Genomic DNA, 17,074 nt, shown 5'->3' with positions numbered 1-17,074 from the left:
TAATATTTATTCTTGTTTGTAATTTGTTTACTGATTTTTGTTAGTACCTAAGTAATCTTGTACTGTTCTAAATCCGATGTAACTTCTTGCTGTATCTGCATATTCCCAGTCACGAGAACTTACTTCTAAGAAATACGCTACATCTTTCCATGATCCTCCACGGATGATTTTCCTTCTGTTTTCTTTTATTTCTACATTTGGATTCATTGTTGATCCCATGTAGTATGACATTTGATTATATGCTGTGTTTGTCCACTCTGCAACGTTACCTGCCATATTATACAATCCATATTCATTAGGGTTATATGAAACTGCTTCTACAGTATATAAAGCTCCGTCAGCTGCATAATCTCCACGTACTGGTTTAAAGTTTGCTAAGAAACAACCTCTATCACTTGTTGTACTAGGACCTCCCCATGGATATTTTGCATAGTTTAAACCTCCACGAGCAGCATACTCCCACTCTGCCTCTGTTGGTAATCTGAAGTTAGGTACTAAACCTAATTTCTTTCTAGATCTTTGATATCTATTTTTTGTTTTAGTCCTCCAGTGACAGAAAGCTTTTGCTTGGTTCCAAGTTACTCCTACTACAGGGTAGTTTTCGTAAGCTTTGTGTGCAAAATATTCTTGATGCATTGGGTCGTTATAAGAGTAATTAAAATCTTTAATCCAAACTGTTGTATCTGGATATACATTGATTACCTCACTCTTCATAAAATCTTTTCTATTCTTACCTGTTCTTGCAGCAGCATCGTTATCAAACCAGAAGTATCTGTAGTTTAATAATTTTGTATTAAAAGTTCTGATTCCGTTTAAGGCTTCGTCCTTTTTTATATATAAAGAATCCATTACTTCTACATAGTCAGCATCTGGATACTCCTGAGCTTCCCATACTAAGTCTTCTTGCCAGTTTAAAGGCTTTAAAGAATCTAATCCTTCTCCTAACTCATAGTAATTTTCTCTCATATACTTTTCGTAAGGAGTTTCATTTACTGTATCCTTAGAAGCAAAAGCATATAATTGTATACCTTGAGCATTTTTACCTGCATTAGCTGGGTCTTCATCACCTCCTGAAGCAAACTCTGCTTGGTAAGCTAATTTTGTTCTAGTAATTGAATCTCTTACCCAGTATACGAACTGTTTATATTCACTATTAGTAATTTCAGACTCATCCATATAAAACGGCTGAACGGTTACTGTCTTAGTTGGGGCATTCATAGCTCCTAAAGGATCTTCATCTTGTTTACCCATTGTAAACGAACCTCCAGGGATTTTAGCCATTCCATATGGCTTTTCTGCAAACCATTTTCTTTTTGACTTTACTCCGACTAATTCTCCTCTATCTCCTCCACCTGAACCACAAGAGTAAGCGATAGATACTAATAATGCAAGTACTGCTATTTTCTTCATATTATTCCTTTCTTAAAAAAGAGGCGTAAACCTATTATTTTTTTTATTAAAAAACAATTACGTATTATATTTTTTTACCATTTAAAAGACAACTCTCTTTTAAACAAGCTTTTGCAAAGCTTTAAACCATCTATTAGGCATTTTTTGCTTAAGTGCCTGTTCATAATCTTGATAGTTACATGGTATTAACGCATGTCTTTTGTGTTTATTATTCGATATTAAATTTATTTCCATCCACCAACGACCTGTTTTGTCACTTTTATAAAAGTTTATTGGGTCGTCATCGTTCAAAAGAACTGTAAATTTTTGATATTTTTCTTTTGTTACAAAAGGGTAATCTTTTGCTCTGTAATTTACTCCTTCTATAAAATACCAAATCATTTGAGCAATTAAATTCGCTGTTTGATAATTTGAATCTAACATACTGTTGTATTCATATATTCCAAAAGAAGTAACCTTATCGCTTATACCAGCATATCTGGTTATAGCACATATATCTTCGCCATAAAATCCATTTGGTGAGGCATTGCTATTTGCTGGAGCTTCGCTTTGACGTATACAACCAATATCTATACTTACAATATCGGCATCTCTCATTATAGGCTCTACTAAAGTTACATTTTTAACTTCTCCTAACCTAAAAGCGTCAAAATATAACTTATCTAGTAAGTCAATTTCTTCTTGTGAATTAAAATAAGTTTGATATCCTATATTACTATAGTTAAACAAGTTATTAGGCTGCTCCATTATCACTTTACTTAAAAAGGATTTTGAAGACATTTCCTCATCTATAGAACCTAAATCAAAACGACTGTCTACTGACACTAAATTAACTGTTTGTTCTAAAGCATCGTAAGCTCTATAATTGGCATAAGTAATATCTTGACTTCCACCTATTATAATAGGTAAGATATTTTTTTTAATTAAAAATTCTACGGAAGTACTCACAGCAAAGTAAGTATCTTTAACTGTATTACCTTGTTCTATATTACCTAAATCAGCAATTTTTGTTTTCCATTTACCTGGAAATAATTCGTACAACTTTTTACGAATATGTTGTAAGTCGTTACCACAGCCCTCATTATTTTCAGCTCCTCTACCATCTTTTACACCAAGAATAGCTATGGTTACCCCTGATAAATTAGGGAAACCATCTTCGGTTGTGTGTAAACTAATATTTTGCCCCAATGCAGATGTTGGCTGTGACAATACATGCTCAACTACAGCATCTTTTATAGGCTTAAAAAAATCGTAATTCATCTTTAAGGGGATCAGATTAACGAATTCGCAATATACTAAACTATTTTTTTCTAAAAGCTACTTTATTTTTTTTTAGTGGTTTTCCTCTTAGTTGTTTTCTTTTTTGGAGTTTTAGCCTCTATCATTTTCACAGCTTCATCTTGAGTTAACTTCTCAATTTCAGTGGTTTTAGGCAATTCAACTTTAATCTTACCTTTGATAACATTAAAACGACCCCAACGAGCTTTTTCTACTCGAATACCCACTTCTTCAAAATTATGAATTAGTTTTTCGCGTTCTTTTCTCTTTTTATCTTCAATTAACGTTTCTAAATCTTCCTGAGAAAGATTATCAAAATCGTATTTTTTATTTACGTTTATAAAAATTGAGTTCCATTTAATAAATGGCCCGAAACGTCCAACTCCTTTTTGAATTGGCATTCCTTCATATTCTCCTATCGGTGCATCAGCTTTTCTTTTAGCTTCAATTAACTCAATAGCTCTATCCATATCTACAGACATTGGATTTTCACCTTTATCTAAAGATACATATTTTCCATCAAACTTTATATAAGGTCCAAAACGACCATTTGCTACAACTACCTCTAAATTATCGTATTCACCTAATGTTTTTGGCAATTTAAACAAATCCATTGCCTCTTCATAAGTAATCGAGTTCATTGTTTGATCTCCTTGTAAACTCGCAAAACGTGGCTTTTCTTCATCAGTAGCCTCACCTATTTGCACCATTGCGCCGTAACGTCCTAAACGCACATAAACATTCTTACCACTTTCTGGATCTACTCCTAACAAACGTTCTCCTTTAGCTCTTTCGGCATTTGCTGCAACATCTTCAACAACAACATGAAAATCTTGATAGAACTCCTTTATCATGGCAGTCCAGTCTTCTTTTCCTTCAGCTATCTCATCAAAATCACTTTCTACCTTAGCTGTAAAACCATAATCAAGAATTGCATCAAAATTAGCTACTAAGAAATCATTTACAATATTACCAATATCAGTAGGAACTAGTTTACCTTTATCTGAACCTACTCTTTCAGTTAATAATTCTTCTTTGACTGCTTGATTAGCTAAACGTAACTGAACATAATTTCTTTCTTTTCCTTCTACTGTTCCTTTCTCTATATACTCTCTTCTTTGAATTGTAGAAATTGTTGGTGCATATGTAGATGGACGTCCTATTCCAAGTTCTTCTAAACGCTTAACTAAAGCTGCCTCTGAAAATCTTGCTGGAGGACGTGAATAACGTTCTGTTGCTGTAATATATTCATTCCCTAAAACTTCTTTAACACTCATTTTAGGTAACATTCCTGCTTGCTCTTCTTCCTCATTATCTGTTCCTTCTAAGTAAACCTTTAAGAAACCTTCAAATGTGATAACCTCTCCATTTGCAGTGAATTGTTTATCGTTTTTAGTATTATCTATTTTTACAACTGTTCTTTCAAGTTGTGCTTCACTCATTTGTGATGCTAACGTTCTTTTCCAAATTAAACTGTATAATCTAGTTTGATCATACTCTCCTGTAATTTCATGATTCTCCATGTTAGTTGGACGAATCGCCTCGTGAGCTTCTTGCGCTCCTTTAGATTTATTTGAAAAATTACGTGGCTTGCTATACTCTTCTCCATAAGAAGCTATAATCTCAGCCTGAGCAGCATTTTTAGCATCATCTGATAAGTTTACGCTGTCCGTTCTCATATAAGTAATCAAACCGGCTTCATATAAACGTTGAGCAACCATCATCGTTTTAGCTACTGGAAAACCTAGTTTCCTTGAAGCTTCCTGTTGCAATGTGGATGTTGTAAATGGTGGTGCTGGAGATTTCTTTGCTGGTTTTTTCTGTAAATCAGCAACTGAGAATTCGGCATCTAAACATGAATTTAAAAAGTCTTCAGCTTCTTTCTTTTCGGTAAAGTTCTTAGCTAATTTAGCTTTAAACTTTTTACCATTTTCATTTATAAATTCAGCATCTACTCTATATGATGCAACTGGTGTAAACCCTTCTATATCTCGCTCACGTTCTACAATTAAACGTACTGCTACCGATTGTACTCTACCAGCCGATAATCCTCCTTTTACTTTTCTCCATAACACTGGTGAAAGTTCGTATCCTACTAATCTATCTAATACACGACGTGCTTGTTGTGCATTTACTAAATTGTAGTTAATATCTCTTGGATTCTCAACAGCTTTTAAAATGGCTTTTTTAGTAATCTCATGAAAAACAATTCGTTTCGTCTTCTCCTCTTTTAATTTTAATTGCTCAGCCAAGTGCCATGCAATAGCTTCTCCCTCGCGATCCTCATCACTTGCTAACCAAACAGTTTCTGCTTTCTTTGCTAAATCTTTCAGTTTTTTTACAACTGCTTTTTTATCTGTAGAAACTATATACTTTGGTTTAAAATCTCCTTCCACATTTACACCTAGCTCTTTCGAAGGCAAATCGGCAATGTGACCAAAACTCGATTCAACTTGAAAATCTTTACCTAAAAACTTTTCAATTGTTTTTGCTTTTGCAGGTGACTCAACTATTACTAAATTTTTTGCCATATGTATTTCTCTTAATCTCTTTTCACTCCATATTAATAAGAATATGGTGTTTTCAATTTGCAAAAGTATGTAGTTTTTTTTTAACGAAAGATTTTTCTACAAACTTTACCATTTATTAACTTTAAAAAGTATTCATGCCAATTTGTCACAAGTTACCCTTTTTGGTTGTATCTTTGCAGACTATTTATTACGATTTTAGCATTTATGGAACACGTAGAGAAGGTAATTGACGAAGATAAACAAGGGAAACCTCTTGTTATTGAACAAAAAGAAGGAAACAACAAAAAACTTTTTATTGAAAGTTATGGTTGTCAAATGAACATGAACGATAGTGAAATCGTTGCTTCTATTTTAGCTGAACAAGGTTTTAATACAACTCAGAGTTTAGAGGACGCTGATTTAGTATTGGTAAACACTTGCTCTATTAGAGAAAAAGCTGAGACCACTGTTCGTAATCGTTTGAAAAAATACAACGCGGTAAAAAAAGTAAACCCAACAATGAAAGTTGGTGTTTTAGGTTGTATGGCTGAACGTTTGAAGGAAAAGTTTTTAGAAGAAGAGAAGATTGTTGATTTAGTTGTGGGACCAGATGCTTACCGCGACTTACCTAATTTAATTGAAGAGGTTGATGCAGGTAGAGATGCTGTAAATGTGATTTTATCTAAAGAAGAAACGTATGCTGATGTTTCTCCTGTACGTTTAAATTCAAATGGAGTTTCTGCTTTTGTATCTATTACACGTGGTTGTGATAATATGTGTACATTTTGTGTAGTACCTTTTACTCGTGGACGTGAACGTAGTCGTGATCCTCAAAGTATTATTGAGGAAATTGGTTCTATGGTTGATAAGAACTTTAAAGAAATCACTTTATTAGGACAAAACGTAGATTCCTATTTATGGTATGGTGGTGGATTAAAGAAAGACTTTAAAAAAGCTTCAGAATTAGCACAAGCTACCGCTGTTGATTTTGCACAACTTTTAGACATGTGTGCTACTACTTATCCTAAGACTCGTTTTCGTTTCTCTACATCTAACCCTCAGGATATGAGTTTAGATGTAATCCATACAATGGCTAAGCATAAAAACATTTGTAAATACATTCACTTACCAGTTCAAAGTGGAAGTAACAATATGTTAAAAGCCATGAATCGTCAACATACTCGTGAAGAGTATATTGAATTAGTAGATAATATTTACAGGATTATTCCTGAAATGGCTTTAAGTCAAGATATGATTAGTGGTTTCTGTGGAGAAACTGAACAAGATCATCAAGATACCTTAGACTTAATGCGTCATGTAAAATACGACTTCGGTTTTATGTTTGCTTACTCTGAAAGACCAGGAACTTTAGCTGCTAAAAAAATGCCTGATGATGTTCCTTTAGATGTTAAGAAAAGACGTTTACAAGAAGTAATCGATTTACAACAAGAACATAGTTTATATAGAACTCGCCAGCACTTAGGAAAAGTTGAAGAAGTTTTAATTGAAGGAACTTCTAAAAAAAACCCTAACGAATGGAAAGGTAGAAATACTCAAAATACTGTAATTGTATTTCCTAAAGAGCATTATAAATTAGGTGATTTTGTAAATGTTAAAGTTGAAGACTGTACTTCTGCTACGTTAAGAGGAACTGCTGTTGGATACTCAGATAATAATTAAATTTTAAAATAAATAATGGAAAACCTACAAGCTATAAAACAACGTTTTGGAATCATTGGTAACGATTTACATTTAAATCGCGCCATAGAAAAAGCCATACGCGTTGCTCCTACCGATATTTCGGTTTTAGTTACTGGAGAAAGTGGTGTAGGTAAAGAAAATATTCCTAAAATAATTCATCAACTATCACACAGAAAACATGCAAAATATATTGCTGTAAACTGTGGTGCAATTCCAGAAGGAACCATTGATAGCGAATTATTTGGTCATGAAAAAGGAGCTTTTACTGGAGCAACTGCTACACGTAAAGGTTATTTTGAAGTTGCAGACGGAGGTACCATTTTTTTAGATGAAGTTGGTGAACTTCCGTTAACAACTCAAGTACGTTTATTACGTGTACTTGAAAATGGAGAATTTATTAAAGTAGGTTCTTCTCAAGTACAGAAAACAAATGTTCGTATTGTAGCTGCCACCAATGTAAATATGCATCAAGCTATTTCTAAAGAGAAGTTTAGAGAAGATTTATATTATCGTTTAAGCACTATTGAAATAGGTTTACCTGCATTACGTGATAGAAACGAAGACATTCATTTATTATTTAGGAAGTTTGCTTCAGATTTTGCTCAAAAATATCGAATGCCAACTATTCGTTTAGATCAGAATGCAGTAAAAATGTTATTGAGTTATCGTTTCCCTGGTAATATCCGTCAGTTAAGGAATATTGCTGAACAAATTTCAGTAGTAGAAGAAACCAGACTTATAACTCCTGAAAAACTTGTGCAATACTTACCTAATAATAAAGGTAATTTACCTGCCATAGTTGGAGGGCAATCAAGTAGTTCTGATTTTGCAAACGAACGTGACATTATGTATAAAATTTTATTTGACATGCGTAATGACATAAACGACTTGAAAAAACTCACATTAGATTTGATGCAAAATGGAAATTCTGAACAGGTACAAGCAGAAAACCATCAATTGATTCAAAAAATATATCAAGAACAAGAACTTCCAGAAACACAAAACGTCGAGGTTGTTCAAATACCTCAATCTTCTACAGTTCCAAGCAATTACGAATATGCCGAAACAATAGAAGAAGATGAAAACTTATCATTGCAAGAAAAAGAAATTGAAATGATTAAGAAATCTTTAGAAAAAAATAGTGGTAAACGTAAATTAGCTGCTAAAGAATTAGGTATTTCTGAAAGAACATTGTATCGAAAAATTAAACAATACGATTTATAATCTAGTTAACAATTAAACGGCTAGGAATTCTTTATTTTTGACTCTATGAAAAAATTATTTTACATATTTACATTTGCACTTTTAACAGCAATACTAGTTGGTTGTGGAGCCTATTCATTTACTGGAGGTGACACTGGAAATGCTAAAACTATTCAAGTTGACTTTTTTCCTAACCAAGCACCTTTAATTGAGCCTACTTTAAGTCAAAAATTTACACAAGATTTACGTGATTTATTTACAAGGCAAACCAATTTAACGTTAGAATCAAATAACGGTGATTTGCATTTCTCTGGAGAAATAACAGATTATAGAATTACTCCAATGAGTGCTACTGCCAACCAAACTGCTGCTCAAAACAGATTGACAATTACTGTTAATGTAAACTACATAAACAATTTAGATGATAAAAAGAGTTTTGAAAAACGTTTTTCTTATTATCATGATTATGGAGCAAATGAACAGTTAACAGGAAGTGTATTAACCAATGCTTTGAATGTAATTACAGAGAGAATTACACAAGATATTTTTAATGCATCTGTTGGAAAATGGTAAATTTTGGATAAACAAAAATACATACAACTTATTGAAAGTCCTCAATTAGTATCTCAAGAAACTAGTTCTGGGCTTAAAGATATTATCCAAGAATTTCCTTATTTTCAATCAGCAAGAGCATTACATTTAAAAAATTTAAAAAACCAAGAAAGCTATAAATACAATAATGAATTAAAAGTTACAGCTGCCTATACCACAGATCGTACACTTTTATTTGATTTTATAACTTCAAAAGCTTTTCAGAAGCCAAATAATTTAAAAGAAGAAATTAAAGTTAGTTTAAAAGAAAAACTACTTCCTTCTAAAAAAACAAAAAAAATCACAGATATTGAGAAGAATTTAGCTATTGGAAGTCCGCTTTCCTTTACTAAAAATGAATCATTTTCATTTAATCAATGGCTTCAATTATCTTCAAAAAAAACAATTATAAGGAGTTCTGAATCTCCATCAATTTCTGAAGAGAAAATTTCTTCTGAAAAATCTGAACATGAAGCTATTATTGATCGTTTTATAAAAGCTTCTCCTAAAATTTCACGACCAAACAAAGCTAATCCTTCTGAAATAAAAGTTATAGAAAGTAAGCAAAACTCTCAATTAGCAACAGAAACTTTAGCCAAAGTTTATCTTGAACAAAAAAAATACGATAATGCAATTCAGGCTTATAAAATATTAAGTTTGAAATATCCAGAAAAAAGTGGTTTCTTTGCAGACCAAATTAAAAGAATACAAATTTTACAAAACAATAAATAATGACAACGTATACTTTACTTTTAGTTTTAATTTTGATTGTTGCTATAGCATTAATCTTAATAGTAATGGTTCAAAATCCTAAAGGTGGAGGATTATCTTCTTCTTTTGGAGGTGGTGGTGCTCAAAACATTGGTGGAGTACAAAACACAAATAGTTTTTTAGATAGAACTACTTGGACTTTAGCGATTACAATGTTTGCATTAATCTTATTAGCTAATTTCGCTATTCCAAGAGGTAATGCTGGAGATGCTCCTCAATTAGATAGTACATTAGAGAATGTTGAGGCTACTACACCTGCTACGCCAGCAACGAATGATGCGGCTAAAGACAGCGTAAACTAATCTTAACATAAGAAAATATACAATGCCAACGTAAATGACACGTTGGCATTTTTTTTATAGTAATTTTAAGCTCTTTAGAAAAAATGTCAGCAAAGTTCTAATGGCATAATTTCTGACTATTTCAAAAACATAAAATAAAAACAAATACTTAATCATAATTTATATAAAATGGGATTAAACATTAAACCTTTAGCAGACAGAGTTCTTGTAGAACCAGCTGCCGCTGAAACAACTACAGCTTCAGGAATTATTATTCCTGATAACGCAAAAGAAAAACCGCAAAAAGGAACTGTTGTTGCTGTTGGAAACGGAACTAAAGATGAACCTTTAACGGTTAAAGTTGGTGATACTGTTTTATACGGAAAGTACGCTGGTACTGAATTAAAACACGAAGGAAAAGATTATTTAATCATGAGAGAAAGCGACATCTTCGCTATCATTTAATTTCATTCAATAAAACAACTAAAAGATTAAATCAAAATGGCAAAAGATATAAAATTTGACGTAGAGGCTCGTGACGGATTAAAACGTGGAGTTGATGCATTAGCTAACGCTGTAAAAGTAACATTAGGACCTAAAGGTCGTAACGTGATTATTTCTAAATCATTTGGGGCACCTCACGTAACTAAAGATGGTGTTTCTGTTGCTAAAGAAGTTGAGTTAGAAGATGAGTTAGAAAACATGGGAGCTCAAATGGTAAAAGAAGTAGCTTCTAAAACTAACGATTTAGCTGGAGATGGAACTACTACTGCTACTGTATTAGCACAAGCTATAGTAAAAGAAGGTTTGAAAAACGTTGCTGCCGGAGCTAATCCAATGGATTTAAAACGTGGTATTGACAAAGCTGTAACTGCTATTACTGAAGATTTAGCTAAGCAATCTAAAGAAGTTGGTGATTCTTCTGAAAAAATTCAACAAGTAGCTTCTATTTCTTCTAACAACGATAATGTAATTGGAAACTTAATTGCTGAAGCTTTTGAAAAAGTTGGTAAAGAAGGTGTTATTACTGTTGAAGAAGCTAAAGGAACTGATACTTATGTTGATGTTGTAGAAGGTATGCAATTTGACAGAGGATACTTATCTCCTTACTTTGTTACTGATGCTGACAAAATGATTGCTACTTTAGACAATCCATATATTTTATTATTCGATAAGAAAATTTCTAACTTACAAGAAATTCTTCCAATTTTAGAGCCAGTTTCTCAATCAGGAAGACCTTTATTAATTATTGCTGAAGATGTTGATGGACAAGCATTAGCTACTTTAGTAGTAAACAAATTAAGAGGTGGATTAAAAATTGCAGCTGTGAAAGCTCCTGGATTTGGAGATAGAAGAAAAGCAATGTTAGAAGACATTTCTATTTTAACTGGTGGAACTGTTATTTCTGAAGAAAGAGGTTTCTCTTTAGAAAATGCAACTTTAGATTTATTAGGTACTGCTGAAACTGTAACTATTGACAAAGACAATACAACTATTGTAAATGGTTCTGGTGATGAAACACAAATTAAAGCTCGTGTTAACCAAATAAAAGCACAAATTGAAACTACTACTTCTGACTACGATCGTGAAAAATTACAAGAGCGTTTAGCTAAGTTAGCTGGTGGTGTGGCTGTACTATATGTTGGTGCTGCTTCTGAAGTAGAAATGAAAGAAAAGAAAGATCGTGTTGATGATGCTTTACACGCAACTCGTGCAGCTGTAGAAGAAGGTATTGTTGCTGGTGGTGGTGTAGCTTTAGTTCGTGCTAAAAAAGTATTAGAATCTTTAACTACTGAAAACTTAGATGAAACTACTGGTGTACAAATTGTAAACAAAGCAATTGAAGCTCCTTTAAGAACAATTGTAGAGAATGCTGGTGGCGAAGGTTCAGTTGTTATTAACAAAGTCTTAGAAGGTGAAAAAGACTTCGGTTATGATGCTAAATCTGAAGCATATGTAAATATGTTAGATGCTGGAATTATAGATCCTAAAAAAGTAACACGTGTTGCTTTAGAAAATGCTGCATCTGTATCAGGTATGATTTTAACTACAGAATGTGCTTTAATCGATATTAAAGAAGATTCTCCAGCTGGAGGAATGCCTCCAATGGGTGGTGGAATGCCAGGAATGATGTAATTCACATTATTTTATAAATTTTTAAAACCTCGAGAGTTTCTCGAGGTTTTTTTATGGAATGATTTTTGTTATTTTTTTGTTAAAACCAGAATAATATGAAAACAGAACACTACAAAAAAAACGCAATGAAAAATCTACCACTACTACTCTTACTACTATTAATCAACACATTAACAGCTCAACAAAGTAAAAAAATAAACGAAGCATATACCGATTATTTTAACTTATCTAGAGAAATCCCATATTTACACTTGAACAAAACAACCTTTGTAAAAGGTGAAAACATATGGTTTAAAGCTTATATTTTAAACTTAAACTCTAAAAAATTACATAGAGAAACCTCTAATCTATACTGTTCATTATTTGATGAAAATGGAATATTAATAGATCAGAAATTAGTATATGTAAAAAACGGTATAGCTTCTGGTAATTTCAAAACAGATGCTTCTTTTAAGGATAAAAATTATTATATAAAGGCTTCTACCAATTACATGAAAAACTTTAAAGAAGATGAAGCATATGTACAAGAAGTTTCTATTGTAAACAACAGTCCAATTACTAGCTCTGAAAAAGATAACTCTTTAGATTTTCAACTTTTACCTGAAGGAGGACATTTGATAAGCAACACTTATAATTCTTTAGGAATCATTGTTAAAAATGCTATGAATAATGGTGTAAGAATTAAAAAAGGAGAAATTTTAGAAAACAATAAGGTACTTACATCTTTTTCTACTAATAAATTTGGATTAGCAAAGGTTAACATTTTCCTAAAACCTAAGAATTCTTATAAATCAAGAATAACTTTAAACAACAACAGGGTTATTGTTAAAGAGTTCCCTATTATTGAACAAAAAGGAATTAATTTACATGTAAACAACCCTCATACGAAAGTAACTGAGTTTGTTTTTTCTACAAATAAAAATACACTTCAAGATATTGCTAACAAAAATTATTATTTCTTAATTCATAACACAAATCATTACTTAAAAAGAAAATTAATATTTAGACCAGGCATAGAGAAGCTATCTTTTTTAATAAACAATAAAAAACTACAACCTGGAACCAACATAATTACTTTATTTAACAGTGAAAACAAACCTATAGCAGAGAGAGTATTTTTTAATTATAACAACTCATTATTTGCTGATGTTAAAACTAGTTATAAATCAACAAAAGACTCATTAGAAATTTCTATTTCAAAAGAAAATAACAATACTAGAAATCTATTTTTGAGTGCTTCTATTTTACCTGACAAAACAGTTAGTTACAACCCCGAAAACTCTATAATTTCTAAATTTTTATTACGTCCTTACATAAAAGGAGATATAGAAAATCCTAACTATTATTTTAAGAAAATAAACAGAAGAAAACTTCATGAATTAGACTTACTTTTATTAACTCAAGGTTGGTCTAAATATAATTGGCATAGGATCTTCAATTCACCACCTATTGAACATTTTGAATTTGATCAAGGAATCACTATTCAAGGGGTAATTAATTCAAAAGTCCCTAAAGGAACTAATCAAATATTCTTAGCTTCTAACGACAACAACCTACTAAAAATAAACAACTTAAACGGAAACAAATTTGAATTTAAGAATCTTTACTTAGATGATGAAAGCAAATTCAGTTTAGCTACAATAACAAATAATAAAAAGCTTAAAAAAGTAAAAGCATACATTCGTGCTTTGCCTACAAAACGTTTTAGCTTAAACAATCAATCTTTTAAAAACTTATATAAAAGCACTGAAAAAGACGAGTTAATTTTTAGTGACTTTTCAATATTAAAAGAAACTATAAAATTAGATGAAGTTATTGTTAATGGTAAAAAAAGAATAAAAAATCAGCCTTTTAATTTACATCACGATTTAAGTACTTATTCTGTTGAAGATAGTCACTTTAAAAACAGAAACACCTTAGATTTTATTAGAGCAAAAGGATTTGATGTTATTGAGTCTTTTGGTCAAGTAACAATTAGGCGACCTTTTCAACACAATAGAAATGTAATAACAACTGTTTTTCTTGACAATCAACCTATACAAAATCAACTAATTAATCAACTTGATTTTATATCTAATTTAACTCTTGATCATTTTGAAGAAATATTTATTTCTAAGAGTTTTGGAGGCACTATTTATCTTTTTACAAATAGAAACTTTGAAGAAAAAAAGAGTAAATCTTTATTTTCAAAATTTACAACTCCATTAGGATATAGCAAACAAAAGAAATATTATCAACCAAAATACAGTTCAAATACAAGTAAAGAATTCAAAAACTACGGAACTATTTATTGGGAACCTAATATTGATTTAAAAGACGATAATTTCTTATTAAAGTTTGATCATTTAAATCAAAAACACTTGAAATTGTTTATTGAAGGAATATCTGAGGATGGTAAACTAATTAGAACTGAAAAAATAATAGATTTAAAAAAATAAGTTTAATAAAAAAGCCTGACTACAATCAGGCTTTTCTTTTATATCTTTCTTTCTACAACATAATCTATCATCTGTAGTAATGATCTTTTGTACTCGGACTCTGGAAAATTATCAAGTATCGCTAATGCCTTATTTTTATAGTCATGCATTTTGGTTATAGTATATTCTAAACCACCATTTTCTTTTACAAAAGCAATAACTTCTTTAACACGTTTTTTGTTAGTGTTATGTTTTTTTACTGAATTAATTAACCAAGATTTTTCTTTTTGTGAGCAGTTATTTAACGTATAAATTAATGGAAGTGTCATTTTTTGCTCTTTAATATCTATACCAGTTGGTTTCCCTATTTTGTCTTCAGTATAATCAAACAAATCATCTTTAATTTGAAAAGCAATACCAATATACTCTCCAAATTTTCTCATTTGTTGAACTGTTTCATTATTTGCCCCCACTGAAGCTGCTCCTATACCACAACAAGCTGCTATTAAAGTTGCTGTTTTCTGACGAATTATCTCAAAATAAATTTCTTCGGTAATATCTAATTTACGAGCCTTTTCTATTTGTAAAAGCTCTCCTTCACTCATTTCTCTAACTGCTATTGAAATAAGTTTTAATAGATCAAAATCTTCATTATCTATCGATAATAATAATCCTTTCGATAATAAAAAGTCTCCAACTAAAACTGCAATTTTATTTTTCCAAAGCGCATTAATTGAAAAGAAACCTCTTCTTCTATTACTATCATCAACCACATCATCATGTACTAGTGTTGCTGTATGAATTAATTCTACTACAGATGCTCCTCGGTAGGTACGCTCATCGAATCCTCCATTAGAAACCATTTTTGCTACCAAAAAAACAAACATTGGTCGCATTTGTTTTCCTTTTCTTCGGACTATATAATAAGTAATTCTATTTAATAAGGGTACTTTAGACAACATAGAATCTTTGAACTTGGTTTCAAAGAGTTCCATTTCTTTTGCTATGGGAAGTTTTATTTGCTCTACTGGCTTCATATCGGGGAACAAAAATAAGAAATATATTAGGATTGTTTTATCTTTGAAAAAACGAATTAATTATGCGCAAAATTATCTTAACATCTCTTATTTTTTCATTTGTTTTAATTGGTTGTAAAATAGAAAAAACATCTAATTACGACCTTGAAAAAGCGGTTAAGACTTCTTTGATATTCCCTAATGACTTTATAGGAATATATAAAGGTAAATTGCAAATAGATAATCCGAAAGGTTCGCAAGAAATTGATATGGAATACCATTTATTGCCTACAGATTCTGTTGGTAAATTCGAATATAAATTGGTATACAATGGTAAAGCTAGAAATTATTTTTTAATAGAGAAAAACAAAGAAAAAGGGATTTATGAAGTAGATGAAAACAATGGAATTATTCTTCCAACATATTTAAATTCAAATACTTTACATAGTTTTTTTGAAGTACAAGGAAGCCTTTTAAGTTCTCGTACTAAATTTTCCAAAGACCAATTAGAATTTGAAATTTTATTTACCAAACTAAAAAACAAAGTTAAATCAGGAGGAACCTCTGAAGAAGTTCCTGAAGTTTTTGGGTACCCAATTACTGTTTTTCAAAAAGCTATTTTATACAAACAAGACACCTTAAAATAAGTTTCTAAGATTTATTTGCTAATTGACCACAGGCTGCATCTATATCTTTCCCTCTAGATCTACGAACATTTACAACAATATCGTGCATTTCTAAATTTGAAATATAGTTGTTTATTGCTTCTGGACTTGCTTGTTGAAACTCTCCATCGTCAATTGGATTATATTCAATTAAATTTACTTTACATGGAACATGCTTACAAAACTTAATTAAGGCTTCAATATCTTCTTTTCTATCATTAATACCTCCCCAAACAACATACTCGTAGGTAATTTTTCTTTGAGTTTTCTCGTACCAATACTCTAAAGCCTCTTTTAAATCTTTTAAAGGGAAAGTTGTGTTAAAAGGCATAATCGAAGTACGTACCTCATCTATGGCTGAGTGTAACGAAACAGCTAAGTTAAACTTCACCTCATCATCAGCCATTTTTTTTATCATCTTAGGAATTCCTGAAGTTGATAGTGTAATTCGCTTAGGAGACATCCCTAAACCTTCTGGGGATGTTATTTTCTCTATTGACTTAATTACATTATTGTAATTCATTAATGGCTCTCCCATTCCCATAAAAACAATATTAGAAAGCTTTCTATTGTAGTACAACAAACTTTCTTTATTGATGGCTGCTACTTGATCATAAATCTCATCTGGATTTAAGTTTCGCATTCTTTTTAAGCGTGCTGTAGCACAAAATTTACAATCTAAACTACAACCTACTTGACTTGAAACACATGCTGTAGTTCTTGTTTTTGTAGGAATTAAAACCGACTCTACGACAAGTCCATCATGCAATCGTACTGCATTTTTTACTGTACCATCCTTACTACGCTGCATGTCATCAACCTCTATATGATTGATTACAAAATTCTCATTAAGCATTTGACGTGTTCCTTTAGATAGGTTTGTCATATCTTCAAATGTATGTGCAGATTTACTCCACAACCATTCATACACTTGATTTCCTCTAAATGCTTTATCTCCGTTATTCACAAAAAAATCGCGAAGCTGGTCTTTTGTTAATGCGCGTATGTCTTTTTTCTTCACTTTCATCGGGTACAAAAATACACAAAACCTCACAAGTAGTCTTGTGAGGCTTTGTTTTTCATTTTATTCTTTGC

General features: G+C 31.4%; 14 protein-coding genes. 9 read left to right on the top strand and 5 right to left on the bottom strand.

The window, feature by feature from the left end; genetic code table 11:
• Nucleotides 1–27 precede the first annotated feature (27 nt).
• The 3 genes from gldK to topA form a co-directional block, all read right to left on the bottom strand.
• On the bottom strand, nt 28–1,410 hold the full coding sequence (gene gldK, locus MHN29_RS01480) for a gliding motility lipoprotein GldK (protein ID WP_235273376.1): 1,383 nt from the start codon (nt 1,408–1,410) through the stop codon (nt 28–30).
• Nucleotides 1,411–1,509: 99 nt separating this feature from the next.
• On the bottom strand, nt 1,510–2,670 hold the full coding sequence (locus MHN29_RS01475) for a formimidoylglutamase (RefSeq protein ID WP_235273378.1): 1,161 nt from the start codon (nt 2,668–2,670) through the stop codon (nt 1,510–1,512).
• 62 nt (nt 2,671–2,732) lie between these two features.
• Nucleotides 2,733–5,219, bottom strand: a complete 2,487-nt coding sequence (gene topA, locus MHN29_RS01470; protein WP_235273379.1) for a type I DNA topoisomerase — start codon at nt 5,217–5,219, stop codon at nt 2,733–2,735.
• A 204-nt stretch (nt 5,220–5,423) separates the two neighbouring features.
• Here topA and miaB point away from each other — a divergent pair, with 204 nt between their 5' ends.
• The 8 genes from miaB (at nt 5,424) to MHN29_RS01430 (ending at nt 14,319) form a co-directional block, all read left to right on the top strand.
• Nucleotides 5,424–6,878, top strand: a complete 1,455-nt coding sequence (gene miaB, locus MHN29_RS01465) for a tRNA (N6-isopentenyl adenosine(37)-C2)-methylthiotransferase MiaB (protein WP_235273380.1) — start codon at nt 5,424–5,426, stop codon at nt 6,876–6,878.
• Between the two features lie 15 nt (nt 6,879–6,893).
• Nucleotides 6,894–8,123 carry a sigma 54-interacting transcriptional regulator gene (locus MHN29_RS01460; RefSeq protein WP_235273381.1) on the top strand — a complete coding sequence of 410 codons (1,230 nt, stop codon included), beginning with the start codon at nt 6,894–6,896 and terminating at the stop codon, nt 8,121–8,123.
• A 45-nt stretch (nt 8,124–8,168) separates the two neighbouring features.
• Complete coding sequence (locus MHN29_RS01455; RefSeq protein WP_235273382.1) at nt 8,169–8,675, top strand: LptE family protein; 507 nt, start codon at nt 8,169–8,171, stop codon at nt 8,673–8,675.
• 3 nt (nt 8,676–8,678) lie between these two features.
• On the top strand, nt 8,679–9,425 hold the full coding sequence (locus tag MHN29_RS01450; RefSeq protein ID WP_235273383.1) for a hypothetical protein: 747 nt from the start codon (nt 8,679–8,681) through the stop codon (nt 9,423–9,425).
• A complete protein-coding gene (gene secG / locus MHN29_RS01445; RefSeq protein WP_150900108.1) occupies nt 9,425–9,766 on the top strand; it encodes a preprotein translocase subunit SecG in 342 nt (113 codons plus the stop codon). Before MHN29_RS01450 ends, secG begins: the two co-directional genes overlap by 1 nt.
• Nucleotides 9,767–9,934: 168 nt before the next feature.
• On the top strand, nt 9,935–10,210 hold the full coding sequence (groES, locus tag MHN29_RS01440; protein ID WP_150900107.1) for a co-chaperone GroES: 276 nt from the start codon (nt 9,935–9,937) through the stop codon (nt 10,208–10,210).
• A 36-nt stretch (nt 10,211–10,246) separates the two neighbouring features.
• Complete coding sequence (groL, locus tag MHN29_RS01435) at nt 10,247–11,881, top strand: chaperonin GroEL (RefSeq protein ID WP_150900106.1); 1,635 nt, start codon at nt 10,247–10,249, stop codon at nt 11,879–11,881.
• Nucleotides 11,882–11,976: 95 nt separating this feature from the next.
• The gene (locus tag MHN29_RS01430) at nt 11,977–14,319 is read left to right on the top strand and encodes a hypothetical protein (protein ID WP_235273384.1); all 2,343 of its coding nucleotides are present in this window, start codon (nt 11,977–11,979) and stop codon (nt 14,317–14,319) included.
• A gap of 38 nt (nt 14,320–14,357) precedes the next feature.
• Here the strand turns inward: MHN29_RS01430 and MHN29_RS01425 are convergent, their stop codons facing one another.
• The gene (locus MHN29_RS01425) at nt 14,358–15,335 is read right to left on the bottom strand and encodes a polyprenyl synthetase family protein (RefSeq protein ID WP_235273386.1); all 978 of its coding nucleotides are present in this window, start codon (nt 15,333–15,335) and stop codon (nt 14,358–14,360) included.
• A gap of 62 nt (nt 15,336–15,397) precedes the next feature.
• On the opposite strand from MHN29_RS01425, the gene MHN29_RS01420 reads away from it, so the two are divergent.
• Complete coding sequence (locus tag MHN29_RS01420) at nt 15,398–15,961, top strand: hypothetical protein (RefSeq protein WP_235273387.1); 564 nt, start codon at nt 15,398–15,400, stop codon at nt 15,959–15,961.
• Nucleotides 15,962–15,965: 4 nt separating this feature from the next.
• Here MHN29_RS01420 and rlmN read toward each other — a convergent pair whose 3' ends face one another.
• The gene (rlmN, locus tag MHN29_RS01415) at nt 15,966–17,006 is read right to left on the bottom strand and encodes a 23S rRNA (adenine(2503)-C(2))-methyltransferase RlmN (RefSeq protein WP_235273389.1); all 1,041 of its coding nucleotides are present in this window, start codon (nt 17,004–17,006) and stop codon (nt 15,966–15,968) included.
• Between the last annotated feature and the right edge of the window lie 68 nt (nt 17,007–17,074).

The organism is Tenacibaculum sp. Cn5-46 (genome assembly GCF_022347705.1).
In the GTDB taxonomy this organism is placed as follows: domain Bacteria; phylum Bacteroidota; class Bacteroidia; order Flavobacteriales; family Flavobacteriaceae; genus Polaribacter; species Polaribacter aiptasiae.
The sequence above is the reverse complement of the archived record's forward strand: the minus strand, read 5'-3'. Positions and strand labels throughout refer to the sequence as shown.